This is a genomic window from Vibrio sp. 10N.222.55.C6, from assembly GCF_041473395.1.
Classification (GTDB): Bacteria; Pseudomonadota; Gammaproteobacteria; order Enterobacterales; family Vibrionaceae; genus Vibrio; species Vibrio crassostreae_C.
The window spans coordinates 350,116-365,607 of the sequence record NZ_JBFRSD010000001.1 but is presented as its reverse complement, the minus strand read 5'-3'; the positions used below and the strand labels follow the sequence as shown (position 1 = coordinate 365,607).

Here is a 15,492-nt window from a genome sequence, read left to right as displayed (position 1 = left end):
AAATGTTAATCCGAACACTTTTGCTCGAAAAAGATGCTCGCATGAACGTCATTGCTCGAATTGATAGGTTGCGAAGCCGCTCAAACTACCTATATGTAAATGAATGCGCAACTGGTACGAGGAGTTTATGTTTGGATTTGTGATGCTACTTCGTGAGTGGCGGATTATTAGACTTAATTAGGGAGGGCTGTGTGATGTTTTTGCTATGTAACAAGTGCGTTAACAAATGAGCTTATATGCATAAATGAATAAACTGCCAACTATGTTGTAGTTTGGCAGTTTTCATTTGGGTGTATGTTCTTGTTATACGAGACGAACTTACCGCTCTAAACCAGAGCTGCCACTTTTCCTTTCGCAACCAATTGATATCGAACCGAGTCATACGCCCAGTTGAACGCAATCGCGTAAAGTACGAAGAAAATAACTAGGCCGATGTCCATAATCAATACGGTTAGGAAATCCAGCTTCAACACCCACATCAAGACAGGTAGAGTCACTGTCATTAAGCCAAGCTCAAAACCTAATCCGTGCAGAACACGTGTTTTCTTGGTTCTTTTGCTTCGGTCTGCTCCGTAAATTTTGTCGTAGCCATAGTTGTAAACGTAGTTCCAAGCCATCGCTATCAATGATATTGCGAGCGCTAAGCCTGCCATTTCACCTGCGCCATTTCCTGTAACATAGGTTGCAAGCCCTGCCATTAAAACCAAAGCAACCAATTCAAATAGCACCATGTGCAACATGCGTTCTTTATGTGACATTTTTCTAACTCTCTTTACGATTAAATAGCCGCCGATGGGCTAATGACTTGGCTAGATAATATCCACTTAAGTGATAATATAAAGATGGTTAGTATCACATACGGTGATAGTAAGTTTTGGGAGACACCGAATGTACAACATTGAACAACTAAAAATGTTTGTGTATGCCGTTGAATTAGGGTCATTTTCTGCCAGTGCTCGTCATTTGGGGAAGGTGCAGTCGGCGGTGAGCCAAGGCATCAGTAATCTTGAAATCGATTTTAATGTTGAGCTTTTTGATCGTTCGACTCGAAAGCCTTCACTAACCAAAGCGGGCGAGCAGTTATTTAAACAGGTGAAAGCGATCGTGCTTCAGGTTGAAGATCTGAATGTGACGGTTAGTGCGATGGGCAGTGGTGAAGAGGGGCTCATCAAAATTGCATTAGATGATTCACTATTGGTCCCGAATCTATCTAAGATCCTTAGTCAGTTCAGTCAACAATTCCCTGCGACTGAAGTGGAACTGGTTGCGTGTACCACGACAGAGGTCAATCCGTTAATTATCGAAGAGAGGGCCGACATTGGATTGATGTTTACCAACTTGGCTTTTGATGTCGGTTCTGAGCCTTGCTTTATCGGTCACTTACCGTTTATTGCTGTGTGTCATCCAAGTCATGCGCTCGCAAAAACAGGTGTGGCGAAACTCTCTGACTTACTCCCGCATCGTCAGTTAATGTTGAGGGGAGACAAAGGTAAGGTGATGGATCAGTTTCCGCTGATTGCCGGAAAGGTATGGTGGTCAAACAGCTTTATCGTCATTAAAGAGATGATTCTTGGTAGCGATATCGGTTGGGCATACTTACCGAAACACCTTGTTGAAGAAGAGCTTATTAAACAGCGCTTGGTAGAGGTGAATGTGTCATTTGACCATAAAACTTGGTCGCCTCCGGTTGATCTTGTTCTGTCTAAAACACGCTCAAAAGGTCCTGCATTACTTTGGCTTGAACAAGCATTGAAAGGCCTATTAGACGAAACTGAATAAAGAAAAGGCTCACCGTTTAACGTGTGAGCCTTTCTGTTCAAAGTGATGCTGCTTTTTGTTAGTTCTAGTTCTAGGTGTAGACGTAGATGCTATACGCTAGGTTTAACCGTCTGACCGTTGTAGTACTTGTCTTTCATCTTAAGCGCCACGTTCACAAGGTAAATCAGCACAGGGACTTCAATCAGTGGACCGATAACGCCTGCAAACGCTTGGTCTGAGTTGATACCGAATACTGAGATAGCCACGGCAATCGCTAGCTCGAAGTTGTTACCTGTTGCTGTAAATGCAATTGATGCGTTCTTGTCGTACTCGATGCCCATCTTTTTACCGATGAAGAAACTGATGAAGAACATCGCAGTGAAGTAGATAGTCAGTGGAACCGCAATTAATAGAACGTCCATTGGCAGTTCAACAATCATTTCACCTTTCAGGCTGAACATCAGAACGATGGTTGCCAGTAGTGCAATCAGTGTGATTGGAGAGATGCGTGGAATAAATACGTCGTTGTACCACTGCTCGCCTTTCATCGACACAAGGATCTTACGGCTTAGGAAGCCCGCTAGGAATGGGATACCTAGGTAGATAAGTACACTGTGTGCAATGTCGATCATCGAGATATCAACCATCATGCCTTCGTAACCAAATACTGGTGGAAGAACGCTGATGAATAGCCACGCCATAAAGCTGTAGCTCACCACTTGGAATGCACTGTTTAGAGCAACCAATGCCGCGCCGTACTCTTTGTTGCCGCCGCCGATGTCGTTCCAAACCAGAACCATTGCCACACAACGAGCAAGACCAATCAGAATCACGCCGACCATGTAACCTGGGTGGTCACCCAAGAAAGTCAGTGCCAATACAAACATCAGAATCGGACCAACAAGCCAGTTCATGATCAAAGATAGTTTGATGGCTTTCTTATCTTTTACCACAGTGCCTAATAGGTTGTAGTTAACCTTAGCCAGAGGTGGGTACATCATTAAGATAAGGCCAACCGCAAGCGGAATGTTAGTGGTGCCAACAGACATTAAATCGTTCCACTGTTCGATCTGTGGGAATAGGGTGCCGAGTAGTACACCAAGGCCCATGGCAATAAAAATCCACAGTGTTAAGTAGCGATCTAGAAAACCTAACTTTGGTTTCATGATAATCTCTCTTTGTTGATATCGTTAATCGTCGAAAAGCGATATTTAAAGGCAAAAAATACGCTTAGTTTATTGTGTTCGACAAACTAAGCGTGGTTAATCTATTTTAAAATGGTGTCGATAAGCGATTCAAATTGCTGAATATTATCTCGGTTAATGCGATAGCACATCTTCGGTGGTATCGATTCAGCAGTGATGAAGCCTGAGGTTTTCAAGATTCTTAGGTGCTCTGATACTGTTGATTGAGCCAAACCTAATTCACTCACCAAGTCACTGTTCAAACAGCCGCCCGATTTTTCTAACGTTGAAAGGATACTCAATATACGAACTCTTGCCGGGTGAGCGAGCGCTTTCGCCAGTGCGGCCATTTGCTTTTCTGCTTTAGCATCACCGTGTTCGATGGGCAGAGAACAGCCACCAGATGTCGAGCAAGTTGAGTTCATATTGACGTCTCACTTTCATTAATCGTTAAAAGACGATTAATGATAAGCCTATTTTAAATAGGGGTCAATGCTCACTGTCTATTTGAACGAACTTTAAGGTGGCGATTCAGGAACTATAGTTGAACTCTGCTTTGACTCAGCTACGCAAAATGGCGTGAACATCGATTAAACGCCATTTTGCTCGGTTATCCGCTAGTTAAGAACGGTATAGCCTCGGTTGATCATACAGTTACGATTCACTTGAAACTTCTGCTGCTCAGATAGCTCGGCGGATTGTCTTTTTTGAGCACCGTGCTTTAAAGCGCCGCTGATAATACCGATGCCAGCACCAATTTTTGCACCATCATGACCACTCCCGCCAGAGACGGCTCCACCAACCGCACCCAGCGCTGCACCCTTAGCGGTTGAACCGACAATATCGCTGCCAAGAGAATCGACCTCTTCAGGCTTCACTTGTTGAGCGTATTGCTCACATTCATACAGATCGGCGTGATACTGTGTTTCATCAACACCTTTAGTATCGACAATAATTTGATTAGCAAATACTGAACTTGATGCTACAAGCAATATCGCTGCGATTGGAGAGAATGGAAATTTCACAATATAGACCTCTAGAGTATTCATTGCATTGTTAAAGTGACGTGTAGTTCTCGATGAAATCAAGGCGACGATCGGTGTACTCACCAGAATCCAACATCTTAGATAACCCGCGAAGCGTGTTGTAAGGCTGAGAAACGGCCACCATGTTAATGAGCCAATACGGAATATCGCCACCTGGATCACTCAATACTCGATAAGAGATATGGGTGGTGTTTTCGTCGATTGGTGTCAGGATCCAACTCGCCTCTAATTCAGCCACTCTGATGATTTTTTTATTATTGTTTGGCAGGTAATCAGGCCTACCATGCTGATCAATGGTGACAACCATCGTCTTTGGATCTTGAGTGATGACGTTCTCTACGATAGCTTCACGATCGGCAACTGGCCAAGGTGCCTTGGTATAGGTTTTGGTGATCGTGTGCGCCGCACTAAAATGCTCTATTTCTTCCATGTCATCGATGTTTTCTACCCATTGCGTGCCAACAGAGGTATCGATAAAGAGTGCGATAATAGAAGTGAGGGACGCGTTGATGTCGCCTTCTGCTCGAAATTCTTTAAAGTGACTGCCTTCAATTTTACGGTTATAAACCTCGATGCCTTTTTTATCGCGTGCCAGTGACCAGCCATCGGTGTCTGATGCAAACACCGAAACTGAACAAGCAAGAAGAAGCAAAGTAATAATCTTATTCATCATGTTAATGAGCGCCCTTTCCAGCTGATTTTATTGGTTTTAGATAAGCGGTAACTGTTCAGCACGAGTAGGCTTTGAACACAAATACCGAAGGGTACGGTTAACGCAAATTTTGCGGGAACAAACAGTTCCTTAACCAAAATGAAGTAGGTGACGATCGACACCAAGAGCATCACAGAGCTGACAATGAGCGAATAAGCATGAATGGCAGACATGTCACTGATGAAGGCGTTCGCCGATACCAGCATCAAAAGCGGTCCCGCCCATGCGATGATGTTGGCTTTGATGAAGACTTTTAAAGCTTGTGCTTGCGATTGACAATTCACAATAAGATTCATGTTTTTGGAAAAGCCAGCCCAGATTGAGTTGAAGTCTGAATACATGTGCGTACTCATTAGTTTGTCTGCAAATGCCCAGAAAATCTTAAATCCATTGACCTTCATGACTTTTGCAAAGGCGATGTCTTCCGATATCGCGTTTGCTACTGCGGCGTGTCCACCGACTGCGTCGTAGGATTTTCGGGTAAACAACATCGCCTGACCGTTAGCAATCGCTTCTTCCTTAGTCATGTCGTTCGAGTTTTTAAAGTTCATATAAGATGCGATCGATAGAAAGATGCCCGGCAAGGTCGCTTTTTCTGCCACAGACGCAAAAGTTTGTTTTGGATTAAACGATAAGAGATCAGTTTTTTGTTGGATAGCAAAGTCGATAACGCTCTGTAGCATCGCGGGTGCTGAATCGGTATCTGCATCAATGAAATACACATATTCACCGCTCGCGTTGAGTGCGCCAGCCATACATGCATTGCTCTTACCAAGCCATCCGGTCGGTAACGTTCTACCTGAAATACAGCGCGCGTTAACGTCGAACTTACTGATCAATGCTTCTACTTTTGCACGGGTTGAGTCAGTAGAAAAGTCATCAACAACAATGACTTCAAACTTGTCTTTTGGGTAGCTCTGCTTCAATAGAGAGCCAAGGCTGATTTCAATATTGTCTTCTTCATTTCGCGCAGGAATAATGACGGAAACAGTCGGCCACTCAGTTCTTTTGAACGATATTTTAGGTTCAATGTGAATACGATGGCGCTCTAAGTTCGCAAGTGTGATTAGAAACTTGACGGTAACGATGCAAAGCAAGGTCGTAATAATAGCTAAAATCATAATGACTGTGGTCGGAATAAAGTGATGGAGAGACAGGAAAGAATATAGTGGAGTGTGACCTAACGCACATCTTGTATGTAGGACTTAACCCTTCAAACTGGAATGCGCTTCTGTTAGCGTTTGCCTTGGAAAGATGTGAAACAGTGACTGACAGGCGGTAAAATAAGCATTGTATTCACCAGCGACTCTAGCGATATAATCGAACCCAGAACCGTTACTCAAGATAACGAATGATCATAATCCAATAATAGGTACGCCCGACATGCCCCAACAAAACATCAAATTTATCGCGACTGATATGGATGGCACCTTACTCGATGAGCATGGAAAGCTCGACCCTGAGTTTTTCAATCTTTATGAGCGCTTAGAAGCGCAAGATATTATTTTTGCTGCCGCGTCTGGCCGCCAGTATTACAGCTTGCTAGAAACATTTTCCCCGCTTAAAGATCGCATGATGTTTATTGCTGAAAACGGCACATTAGTGATGCACAAAGGCCAAGAACTTTACAGCTGCTTGCTTGATACCGATGCCATTAAAGAGATCATTAAAGAAGCTCGAGCTATTGAAGGCGCGCATGTGGTGCTATGCGGTAAGAAATCGGCATACATCGAAACCAAAGATGAGCGTGCTCTGGCGGAGATCTCTAAGTACTACCATCGCCGTGAGCAAGTAGAAGACTTACTGGCGGTAGAAGACGATTTCATCAAGGTGGCTATCTGTCACTTCGACGGTTCACAAGAGAAAGTGAACCCAACTATTGATGCCAAATTCGGTGAGAACTACCAAGTGGTTGTAAGCGCAAAAATTTGGTTAGATGTGATGAACGCTGAAGCGTCAAAAGGTGCGGCGATTAAACATCTACAGAACACATTAGGTTTCACTTACGAGCAGACCATGAGCTTTGGTGATTACCTAAATGACTTGGAAATGCTTAAAGAGAGCTACCACTCTTACGCGATGGAAAACGCGCATCCAAAGTTAAAAGAGATCGCGCGTTTTGGCGCGCCAAGTAACGTTGACGCGGGTGTGTTCCAAGTACTTGAGAAGTTGCTAGCGTAACGCTCTTAAGCTAGATTCGATTTTTATCAAAGCCAACTCGTGAAAATGAGTTGGCTTTTTTGTTGGCTGCTGTTGTATTGAGTTAAATTTGAACGAGTGTTCAGCTTGTTGTAGTCTAACCAGAAAGATGGGTATTCACTTTGAATTGGATACGCCTTAGTAACGATATTTGGAATGATTATGAGCAAGAAACTTCAACTTGATATTATTTCTGACGTAATGTGCCCGTGGTGCGTAGTCGGTTACAAAAACTTAGAGCTAGCCGTTGCGGAACTTGGTTTAGAAGACCAGATTGAACTTGAATGGCAGCCGTTTGAGCTTAACCCTGACATGCCGCAAGAGGGCGAAAACCTGCGTGCCCATATCATGAGAAAATACGGTTCTAGCGCAGAAGAGAGCCAACGTTCACGAGAACAGCTTTCGGCTCGCGGCCAAGCGGTTGGTTTCGATTTCAATTTCTATGACAGTATGAGAATGGTCAATTCACGTCATCTACATGTACTTCTCGATTTTGCACTAGCGCACGGCAAACAGACTGAGTTAAAGCTACGCTTCTTTGCTGCTCACTTCACAGAGCAAAAAGACCTGTCCGATCTTGAAGTCATTGCACAAGAGCTTGAAGCGGTTGGCTTAGACTCAACGAAGGCACTGAAGCGCCTAAAGAACACCGACAACTTGAAGCAAATTGAAGCGCAAGAGTTTGAATGGCAACGCATGGGGATCTCTGCGGTTCCTACTGTGGTGTTCAACCGTAAGAGTGCAGTAACGGGCGCGCAGACGGTAGAAACCTACAAGCAGATTCTTCAAGAGCTTATTGCTGAATCATAAACGGATCATTGCTATCAATTAGAGTCTGAATTTCATGGAATCACTGTCACTCGCTCAAGCGCAAAAACTGGTATTGCTTTCGCAAAAGCTGCAGCCTAAGAAGTTGCCACCTAAAAAGCAACGCAATGGGGGCGCTTTGGCGAACACGTTGTCTGCGATTAAAAACCTTGGCTATGTGCAAATTGATACCATCTCTGTGATTCAGCGAGCTCACCACCACACGCTTTGGAATCGCAATCAAGATTACCAACTGAACCATCTTGATAAGCTGTTAGAGCGTCGAGAAGTATTTGAGTATTGGTCGCATGCCGCCGCGTATTTACCCATGCGTGACTTCCGATTCAGCCTACACCGCAAGAATGGCTTTGCGAGCGGTAAGCTCAAGCATTGGTATAAAAAGAATGACGCACTGATGGCTCATGTTCTCAAACGTATTGAGAATGAAGGGCCGTTGATGGCGAAAGATTTTGAAGGGGATAGGCCAAACCCCGGCGGTTGGGGCGGTAAACCGGCCAAGCAAGCATTAGAAACATTGTTCATGCAAGGCGACTTAATGGTGCCAAGCCGAGTTAACTTTCATAAGGTGTATGACCTAACCGAGCGAGTTTTACCGAGCGGAATTGATACCTCTGAGCCGACAGAACAAGAGTACATCGAGCATCTGATAACACGTTATTTAGAGGCTAACGGAGTTGGAATAGCGTCGGAAATGAGCTACCTACTCAAGAACACAAAGCCTTTGATTCAGAGAGCACTCCAACAGATGCTTGAAGATAAGCAGGTTCTGAAAGTAGATATTCAAGGCTCTGATTACTATGTCCTGCCAGGTGCTTTTGAACTGCTGAATCAACCTCTTTCCAGAACCAAGCTTAAGATACTGTCTCCGTTTGATAACCTGCTGATTCAACGAAAGCGAATGCAATCATTGTTCAACTTTGATTACCTCCTAGAATGCTATGTTCCAGAGGCCAAGCGTCAGTTTGGTTATTTTAGCTTACCGATTCTGTGGCAAGGTGAGCTGGTGGCACGAATGGATTGCAAGGTCGACAGGAAGAGTGGTTTGCTCAATATCCGTAACTTGGTTGTGGAAGAGCGAATTAAAAACCATGAGTTGTTGGTTCATGCTTTATGCGATGAACTAAAACACTTCATGGTGTTCAACCAATGTGATGAGATGATCGTCCATAACACCACGCCCTCTGATCTTGGCAAGCGCTTGATGAGCCAATGGCAAACAGTCTAGCGGTCTTTGTTGTTTAGAAAGCGCTTAGTTACTCAGCAAACGCAGCTAACAAGAACTCGACAAAGGTTCTGTTCTTCAACGACAGTTGCTTGGTTTTGTAGAGCAAGTGAATCGGCTTTGGTAACGGCGCCATGCCGGGTAGGATTTCCAACAGCGCTCCACGATCAATCTCTTCTGCGACTAAGATAGTCGGTTGCAACAACACGCCCACACCCTGCAGGGCGGCATACCGCAACACATCACCATTATTCGACATCAAGCGCACACGTTCTTTATTCGGTGTGGCGTGAGGAGCTTGGCTGCTGTAACTGAATCCAAGCGATGGGTGCTGCGCCAAGTCTTCCAATACTCTGATTTCAGCATGTTGGTTTAGGTAAGCGGGCGCCGCGCAGTAACACATCTCATAATCCCCTAAATACCTTGCGACCAAGCTTGAATCGGATAGGTCACCAATTCGCACAATCAGGTCAATGTCAGATGAATAAGGATCAACAAGGTCATTATTCAACATCAGCTCAACGTTAATGGTTGGGTGATGCGCGAGAAACTTAGCTACGATAGGGGCGAGTACCTTGTTTCCATAGGTGACAGGGCAGTTTATTTTTACCGTGCCTTGTGGTTGATTTTCCAAGGTTTGAATCAGGTTCTCTGCATTGCTGATGTCTTCGTGAATTCGCTTACACTCACGATAGTAAAGTTGTCCTGAATCGGTTAACGATTGCTTACGCGTGGTGCGGTGGATCAGCTGAGACTTCAAACTGGCTTCTAAGGAATGGACATGTTTGCTTATCATAGTCGCCGACAGGTTGAAGTGGTTTGCGGCGCTGCGAAAGCTACCTTGTTCCACCACATAGACGAAGACTTTCATGCTGGTTAACTTATCCATTGAACACTTTTGGTTGATAAACAATAAACAAAACGTGAGTTTATCAATTATTAGGGGTTAATTATATTAATGGCAAACCGATAATTAACTAAAATAAGAGTGTGCAATGCCTCAAACGAATGAAACTATCTTTGTTACTGCCGAACTTAAGATCAAAACCAACATAGAACGAGCAGCTGCGCTCGAAGCTATCGAACAGTTTTGTTTAGACATGCAAAGCGAACCGGGCTGCCTACAAGCAATTGCAACCTATGATCAAAGCCAAAGCGATCTTGTGTGAAAAATCGTTATCGGTTGATATGGAAAAAACCGAGCAAGCTTTACTAGCCGTGAAAGAAGCGGGCGTATTCTTTGCTGAAGGTTTGATGTATTTAAACCATCCACTTATCACCAAGCTTCATCAAGAACTGGCAACTGGTGAGATTGGCGAAGTGCGTTCAATTCAAGGTTCCTACGTTGCGGCGATTGATCAGTTCGTGAATCCTGCGAGCAAAGGCGCGCTATACAACCTTGGCTGTTACCCAATGTCGCTGATTCACTCTGTTGCGCAGCAGCAATTTGGTGAGAGCGTGTTCGATGACGTGCAGATCTCAGCAATCGGTCGACGAGGCGAAGATGGCAATATCTGTGAATCGTCGGCGATGATGCATTTCAACGACCGTTTTACCGCACAAATCCACACTGCTGAAGACCACGGTTTAAAGCATGGTTTTACGATCCTAGGCAGCAAAGGCTGTATCACGCTAGATACTAATCCATGGCTACCGACGGCAGAAAACACGTTTACGGTAGAGATCTATGAAACGTCGACACGTGAAGTGAAAGTCGAAGCGCAAGGTGATGGTTTCCATTATCAAGTGCGCAATATCCGCCAAGCGGTTGAGCAAGGTGATACACAACTTGCTGCGCCAATGGCAACCCACCAAGACTCTCGCGTAATCATGAAGTTATTAACTGATTGGGAACAAGCGGCGAGCTAATGTTTTAGTAAATTCTATACTCGTCTCATGTTTGATCGCCTCGTAAGCTATCAAACATGAGGCGTTTCCTCTATATCTTCCAGTCGACTCTCCCCAATAAATACTTTGCATTTGAAACCGCCACAGTGTCCAATATCAGGTAGTACGAAACTGACCGAAAAACCTTATTTTTTAAGGTGTTAAATAGGACCTTTGCCGCATGCGTAAATCAGATAAGAAAATCGAGAATCAAATCAGAGACGTGTTAACTGACGTTTGTGAAGACACGCTGAAAGGCTTCGATGGTTTTTTGTGGGTGACTCACTCGGTCAACTTCTCTTCATTTCCGCAAAGTTTGAAAATCGTCTGTGTATTCGATACCAATCAGGATAGAGCGAATTTCTTAAATGGCGAAGGTCAACAGAGTGCCTCTGGGGCTATCCAACACGCGTTCAATCAAGTTGGGATTCAACTGAAGAATATCGATAAGCATGTTAGTTACGATACACAAGAAAATTGCGACCGTGACCACCAAGGGAAGTGGAACAAGAGGCTTTAAGGTGCGTTGTCATCGTTCTTGTTTAGACAGCCTATCCAAATTGAGTTTCAATAGTGTGGCGCTCAAACTGAGATTCGATACAGCAAATCCAAGTCCTATTCTGAGTTCTAGGCTCTGATAACTTCTCATCTTCCAAACCGTATTATTCTCATTTTGAGAAAATCTGAGCTGATTTCTCGTTAGCCGGAGATACTTGGTTTCCAAATAAAATTAAAATCACAAAAACTTATATTTTCCTTAATGCATTGATTTTGAATCGGCATTTGCTCGTTTTACTTGCCACCGATGAAACAAGACAGACGAGCACTTGAACAATAGAGCCATGTAGTCGATACTTTTTTCGTATTTTGATTCCTAAATTGACACGTAAGTTGGCTGACTTTTCGTCTTGTGATTTAAGGCATGACAGTATCGATTAGGAAATTTGAATCATGAAAACCTACATTTCTGGGCTGCTCGCACTCATACCGTCATGTTTAATCGCTGGCTACGCTTTTGCTGTTGGTACAGCAGTTGTGCTGCCAGGGCAACATGAAGCGGGTGTTGATCTTTCGGGCTCCCCACTATCTGCGAATGCTGTCATTGATTGGGAAATTACCAACAGTGACATTGTGTTCGGAGCGTATGCCGACAAAGCCGACAATGAGCGGGCCACGACAATTGGTTATATGTACAACCAAGTCATGGCGATGAACTCGGGTTGGTTGGAGAACGATCTCCGTAACCAAGCTGAGTTAGAAGGCCTCAATTTCGAAGACTATTTCCTGCACTTTTCTGAAGATACTGTCATTGCCGAAGTTGATAAAACTCACGGCGAAAAGACCCTTTTAAACCGAAAACCTATGATCTTGGGTTATACAGCCAATGAAGACCATGCTGGCTTTTGGCTGTATCAAGAGCCTCCGTGGGATGCCGATGTGTTTGAGAATTTCGAACAGGGTGGGGCTTTGTATGTCTATCATGCTGAACAGTTCGAACGGCTGACCTTTAAGTTCTCACAGTTTGCTGGCAGCGGTGAGTTTTGGATTGAATACCCAACGGCTATTGATTCTCAGGGAAGGGTTTCACAGTGGGAAAGACTCGATGTAAAGAAAGACAAAACGCTCAGCATGACCAAAAACCAATCGGTGATCTGGAACCTTCCTAATGATTGGGTAAGAGCCACAACTCATGATGGGAGCGGTGCGAACTATGGTGGCGGCCAGTATTTTGGTTCAACCTTTTTGAGAGATGGTGGGCGCTTATACGTTGTGAGAGTTCGTTGGCAAAGTGAGAACGCCGACGACAGGCCGCGTTTAAAAGAAGTAAAACTCAAAAACAGTTTTCCAACCGTCAAGTTAACCGATGCTCCGACTTCAACCCCGGACGGCAATGCTATCAGCCAATGGCGAAAAATCCGCGGCTTTGATGTGTCTGCAGACCTAGATGGCGATAACTACTTGTCGCCAAGTGAGTATAGAAATCGAACCAATAAGAACGCGACAGCGCGTTTTCGTTGGGAATCAAGAGTTGTGCCATTTGGTCGAATGTGGAGCGCTAACTCATCTTGGTCGCTAACGAACGTCGCAAACGCGGATTATCTATCTGCCATTCATCGCTACTACAAGCAAAGTTGGGCAAGCCAAGGTTTGAATGGTGCGTACAACGACGACACAAATAAACTCATTGGTTCGAACCAGTTCTATGTTCACTCTGGCGGGCATGTTCAAGAATTAGGAGCTGTTGTGGGTTCGAATCAAGCGGATGATCTCTACAAACAACAATTTTCAGAGTTTCTCAAAAATCTATCTGCTTTAGAAAGTGATGCGTCGATTGGGTTGAATATCGGAACTGCGAACTTGCTGGGTCGAAATGGACAGTCTCATCTTAGCGAGGCGGGATCTCTGTATTTACGCGAGCACTACATTTTTCCGTCTACTGGGTTTAGTGGTTACTCGGGGATCTCAAAATTCTGGGATAATTCTGCGCTCGCCTACAATGGGCAAAGTGTTATTTTTCAGGCGACAACGCGTTATGGGCGAGTTCAGTTTCTTGGAAATAGTGAAGATAATTGGAAGCAAGACCAATACTCGACCCTAGCGATCTACCACCTCAATCGACACGCTCAACATAGCTACTTTAATCAGTGGAACAATGGTTACGTCTATGGAAGTGGCAATACGACGGCTGACACTTTCTGGCAAAGTGGTGTCCCTAAAAACATCGCCTACCAACCCAGTTCGTTATTGGCCGTTGACTTGGGAGAGCCGAGTCATCAAATCCCACATGGCTTTGCGCCGATTCCTTTGATGCTTTCGACAACGACACCTCAGCCTGCTGACTACACCATCGTTGGCGATTCCTCGATGAACGAAATGGTGCATGCTGATCTGCCCAATGGTATCACTCACGTTCTACCGACGTTCACGTACTTTATGTATCAATCTGAAAATCAGGTGGTTGCTGGTGGCCCTGAGGACATGGTGTTAGCGAGAGAGTTCAGCAATGGTCGTGTGTTGTATCGCACGGATTTCCACGGTAAGAATCCGAGCTTTTATGACGCGGCAAAACTCACCATCGCGCTGGATGTTCCAATGAAACCTGTTGATGCTAACGGTAACGTTGGTGACTATGTGAGTGAAATAGAAATTGGCGGTTATGAAGGGCTGTTCTTACTTTATTAGAACTAATGCGAGTGAGCACTCTCGAACCAGAGCAGACTAGAGCTTAGGTTCGGGATATGAGCTTATTCTTTTTACACTGCTTAAATTCTTTGGCGATCCACGATTGCTCGTTTAAACCATTGTCGATTAGAGCAAAAAGGTAGCCATCGACTTTGCCTGAAGCCGCAGGATATTCTTGAAAAGCGTGCTTAGGGTAGCCGGGGTAATCCATCTCGTATTGAGCGTCTAACTGCTTACCGAGTTGACGCCATTTTACGAATAACTCAGAAGAAGATGTCTCAACCTTATATTGGCCCAAAATGCGTTGGTGATGGGTTAACGCCACTTTAGCGCAGTGATTGGTCTGTACGACTTTTTGTATCAATTCAACTTGTTCTTCACTCATGGTTTTCGCCAGTACATTCTCTTGTTCGATGCGCGCCATTCGTTCACCAAACGTTTCAGCATGGGTGGAAAACACAAAAGTAAGCGGTAAAGCCAATACCAAAAGACGCTTGTAGAACATAACCTAACTCTTTGAATGGATTCATGACTATTATGCCGTTGAGTAACAATATTATTAACGAATAAACACGCTTAATTGTAAGAATTATTTTTATCGAGTGGATAAATAGATGATTTTGGAGTTGTGGTATTCAGGCTCTGAATGTTTGGTTGGTGAGCCTGAAATTTGATGAGGGATCCGTTACGAATTAATGACCTTGATGCCTTTGTCTTGAAGCTCATCAATCACACTACTCGAAAGATCAATGTCGGTGATCACGCCATCAAGCGCACTTAAATCTAAGGCGTGGAAAGTAGCGATACGTCCGTATTTGGTTGAGTCTGAAATCAGATAGTTTGAATGAGCTGCTTGAACAATGGCTTGTTTGACTAATACCTTATTTTCACAAGGTGTCGAGAGCCCTTTTAGATTCCAAGATGAAGAAGAGATAAACGCAATATCAATATTCATCCCTGCCAAGAACTCAGCTACTTTTCCCCCAATACTCGATTGATTTTCACGGTCAATCTTGCCACCAGTATGGTAAATCTCAGATTGTGTGCTGTTCATTAGGTATGCGGCAATCGCGAAGTCATTGGTGATGATAAGCAGATCATCTCGCCCTGCAAGTTGGTGAGCGATCTCCAAAGAGGTTGTTCCAGCGTCTAAGTAGATAGTCGAATACTCAGGAACCAATTGAGCAGCTAGTTGACCTATTTGAGCTTTTTCGCTTGCTTGCTGTTCTACCTTGATGTCGTGTGACAATTCGCTGTGAAGTGCTTTAGTCAGCTGAACGCCACCCGAAACTGAAATCACTTTCCCTGATGTCTCTAGCTTTACGATATCTCGACGAATAGTCATATGAGACACCTCTAAGTGCTCAACAAGCTCAGAAATACTGATCACTTCTTGGTGTGATAATAGTGACAAAATGGTTCTCTGACGTTCCGCTGGAATCATGATTCTTCTTCTATGTTCTTATTTTTCAT

At 44.3% G+C, this 15,492-nt stretch carries 15 protein-coding genes and 2 pseudogenes; 8 read left to right on the top strand and 9 right to left on the bottom strand.

What is annotated here, in order from left to right; all coding sequences use genetic code 11:
- Nucleotides 1-326 precede the first annotated feature (326 nt).
- On the bottom strand, nucleotides 327-758 hold the full coding sequence (locus tag AB4486_RS01525; protein WP_372116301.1) for a PACE efflux transporter: 432 nt from the start codon (nucleotides 756-758) through the stop codon (nucleotides 327-329).
- 130 nt (nucleotides 759-888) lie between these two features.
- On the opposite strand from AB4486_RS01525, the gene AB4486_RS01520 reads away from it, so the two are divergent.
- On the top strand, nucleotides 889-1,779 hold the full coding sequence (locus tag AB4486_RS01520; RefSeq protein WP_017066099.1) for a LysR family transcriptional regulator: 891 nt from the start codon (nucleotides 889-891) through the stop codon (nucleotides 1,777-1,779).
- Between the two features lie 89 nt (nucleotides 1,780-1,868).
- On the opposite strand, the gene arsB is transcribed toward AB4486_RS01520, so the two are convergent.
- The 5 genes from arsB to AB4486_RS01495 all read right to left on the bottom strand — a co-directional run bounded on the left by arsB (nucleotide 1,869) and on the right by AB4486_RS01495 (nucleotide 5,821).
- Nucleotides 1,869-2,924 (bottom strand): ACR3 family arsenite efflux transporter, encoded by a 1,056-nt coding sequence (arsB, locus tag AB4486_RS01515; RefSeq protein ID WP_372116299.1) that lies wholly within the window; start codon nucleotides 2,922-2,924, stop codon nucleotides 1,869-1,871.
- A gap of 101 nt (nucleotides 2,925-3,025) precedes the next feature.
- The gene (locus AB4486_RS01510) at nucleotides 3,026-3,367 is read right to left on the bottom strand and encodes an ArsR/SmtB family transcription factor (RefSeq protein ID WP_372116296.1); all 342 of its coding nucleotides are present in this window, start codon (nucleotides 3,365-3,367) and stop codon (nucleotides 3,026-3,028) included.
- A gap of 192 nt (nucleotides 3,368-3,559) precedes the next feature.
- Entirely contained in the window at nucleotides 3,560-3,967 is a 408-nt protein-coding gene (locus AB4486_RS01505) for a glycine zipper family protein (protein ID WP_029235181.1), read from the bottom strand.
- 31 nt (nucleotides 3,968-3,998) lie between these two features.
- The gene (locus AB4486_RS01500) at nucleotides 3,999-4,661 is read right to left on the bottom strand and encodes an START domain-containing protein (protein WP_017072305.1); all 663 of its coding nucleotides are present in this window, start codon (nucleotides 4,659-4,661) and stop codon (nucleotides 3,999-4,001) included.
- Nucleotides 4,658-5,821 (bottom strand): glycosyltransferase family 2 protein, encoded by a 1,164-nt coding sequence (locus tag AB4486_RS01495; protein WP_017064013.1) that lies wholly within the window; start codon nucleotides 5,819-5,821, stop codon nucleotides 4,658-4,660. The genes AB4486_RS01500 and AB4486_RS01495 overlap by 4 nt, the downstream gene beginning before the upstream one ends.
- A gap of 262 nt (nucleotides 5,822-6,083) precedes the next feature.
- On the opposite strand from AB4486_RS01495, the gene AB4486_RS01490 reads away from it, so the two are divergent.
- The 3 genes from AB4486_RS01490 to AB4486_RS01480 all read left to right on the top strand — a co-directional run bounded on the left by AB4486_RS01490 (nucleotide 6,084) and on the right by AB4486_RS01480 (nucleotide 8,952).
- A complete protein-coding gene (locus AB4486_RS01490) occupies nucleotides 6,084-6,881 on the top strand; it encodes a Cof-type HAD-IIB family hydrolase (RefSeq protein WP_017069716.1) in 798 nt (265 codons plus the stop codon).
- Between the two features lie 180 nt (nucleotides 6,882-7,061).
- Nucleotides 7,062-7,709 (top strand): DsbA family oxidoreductase, encoded by a 648-nt coding sequence (locus AB4486_RS01485; RefSeq protein ID WP_017060931.1) that lies wholly within the window; start codon nucleotides 7,062-7,064, stop codon nucleotides 7,707-7,709.
- 34 nt (nucleotides 7,710-7,743) lie between these two features.
- Nucleotides 7,744-8,952 (top strand): winged helix-turn-helix domain-containing protein, encoded by a 1,209-nt coding sequence (locus tag AB4486_RS01480; RefSeq protein WP_372116294.1) that lies wholly within the window; start codon nucleotides 7,744-7,746, stop codon nucleotides 8,950-8,952.
- Nucleotides 8,953-8,980: 28 nt separating this feature from the next.
- Here AB4486_RS01480 and AB4486_RS01475 read toward each other — a convergent pair whose 3' ends face one another.
- Nucleotides 8,981-9,838: a LysR family transcriptional regulator gene (locus tag AB4486_RS01475; RefSeq protein WP_372116292.1), complete on the bottom strand. Its 858-nt coding sequence runs from the start codon at nucleotides 9,836-9,838 to the stop codon at nucleotides 8,981-8,983.
- A 106-nt stretch (nucleotides 9,839-9,944) separates the two neighbouring features.
- On the opposite strand from AB4486_RS01475, the pseudogene AB4486_RS01470 reads away from it, so the two are divergent.
- The 4 genes and pseudogenes from AB4486_RS01470 to AB4486_RS01455 all read left to right on the top strand — a co-directional run.
- A pseudogene (locus AB4486_RS01470) lies at nucleotides 9,945-10,115 on the top strand (antibiotic biosynthesis monooxygenase); the annotation flags it as partial.
- Nucleotides 10,096-10,818, top strand: a pseudogene (locus tag AB4486_RS01465) (Gfo/Idh/MocA family protein); the annotation flags it as partial. The pseudogenes AB4486_RS01470 and AB4486_RS01465, both read left to right, overlap by 20 nt.
- Before the next feature lie 199 nt (nucleotides 10,819-11,017).
- A complete protein-coding gene (locus AB4486_RS01460; RefSeq protein ID WP_372116290.1) occupies nucleotides 11,018-11,356 on the top strand; it encodes a Fis family transcriptional regulator in 339 nt (112 codons plus the stop codon).
- Between the two features lie 431 nt (nucleotides 11,357-11,787).
- Nucleotides 11,788-14,019 carry a hypothetical protein gene (locus AB4486_RS01455; RefSeq protein WP_372116288.1) on the top strand — a complete coding sequence of 744 codons (2,232 nt, stop codon included), beginning with the start codon at nucleotides 11,788-11,790 and terminating at the stop codon, nucleotides 14,017-14,019.
- Nucleotides 14,020-14,062: 43 nt separating this feature from the next.
- On the opposite strand, the gene AB4486_RS01450 is transcribed toward AB4486_RS01455, so the two are convergent.
- Nucleotides 14,063-14,524, bottom strand: a complete 462-nt coding sequence (locus AB4486_RS01450) for a hypothetical protein (RefSeq protein ID WP_017069722.1) — start codon at nucleotides 14,522-14,524, stop codon at nucleotides 14,063-14,065.
- Between the two features lie 180 nt (nucleotides 14,525-14,704).
- A complete protein-coding gene (locus AB4486_RS01445) occupies nucleotides 14,705-15,463 on the bottom strand; it encodes a DeoR/GlpR family DNA-binding transcription regulator (protein ID WP_017072299.1) in 759 nt (252 codons plus the stop codon).
- Nucleotides 15,464-15,492: the final 29 nt, after the last annotated feature.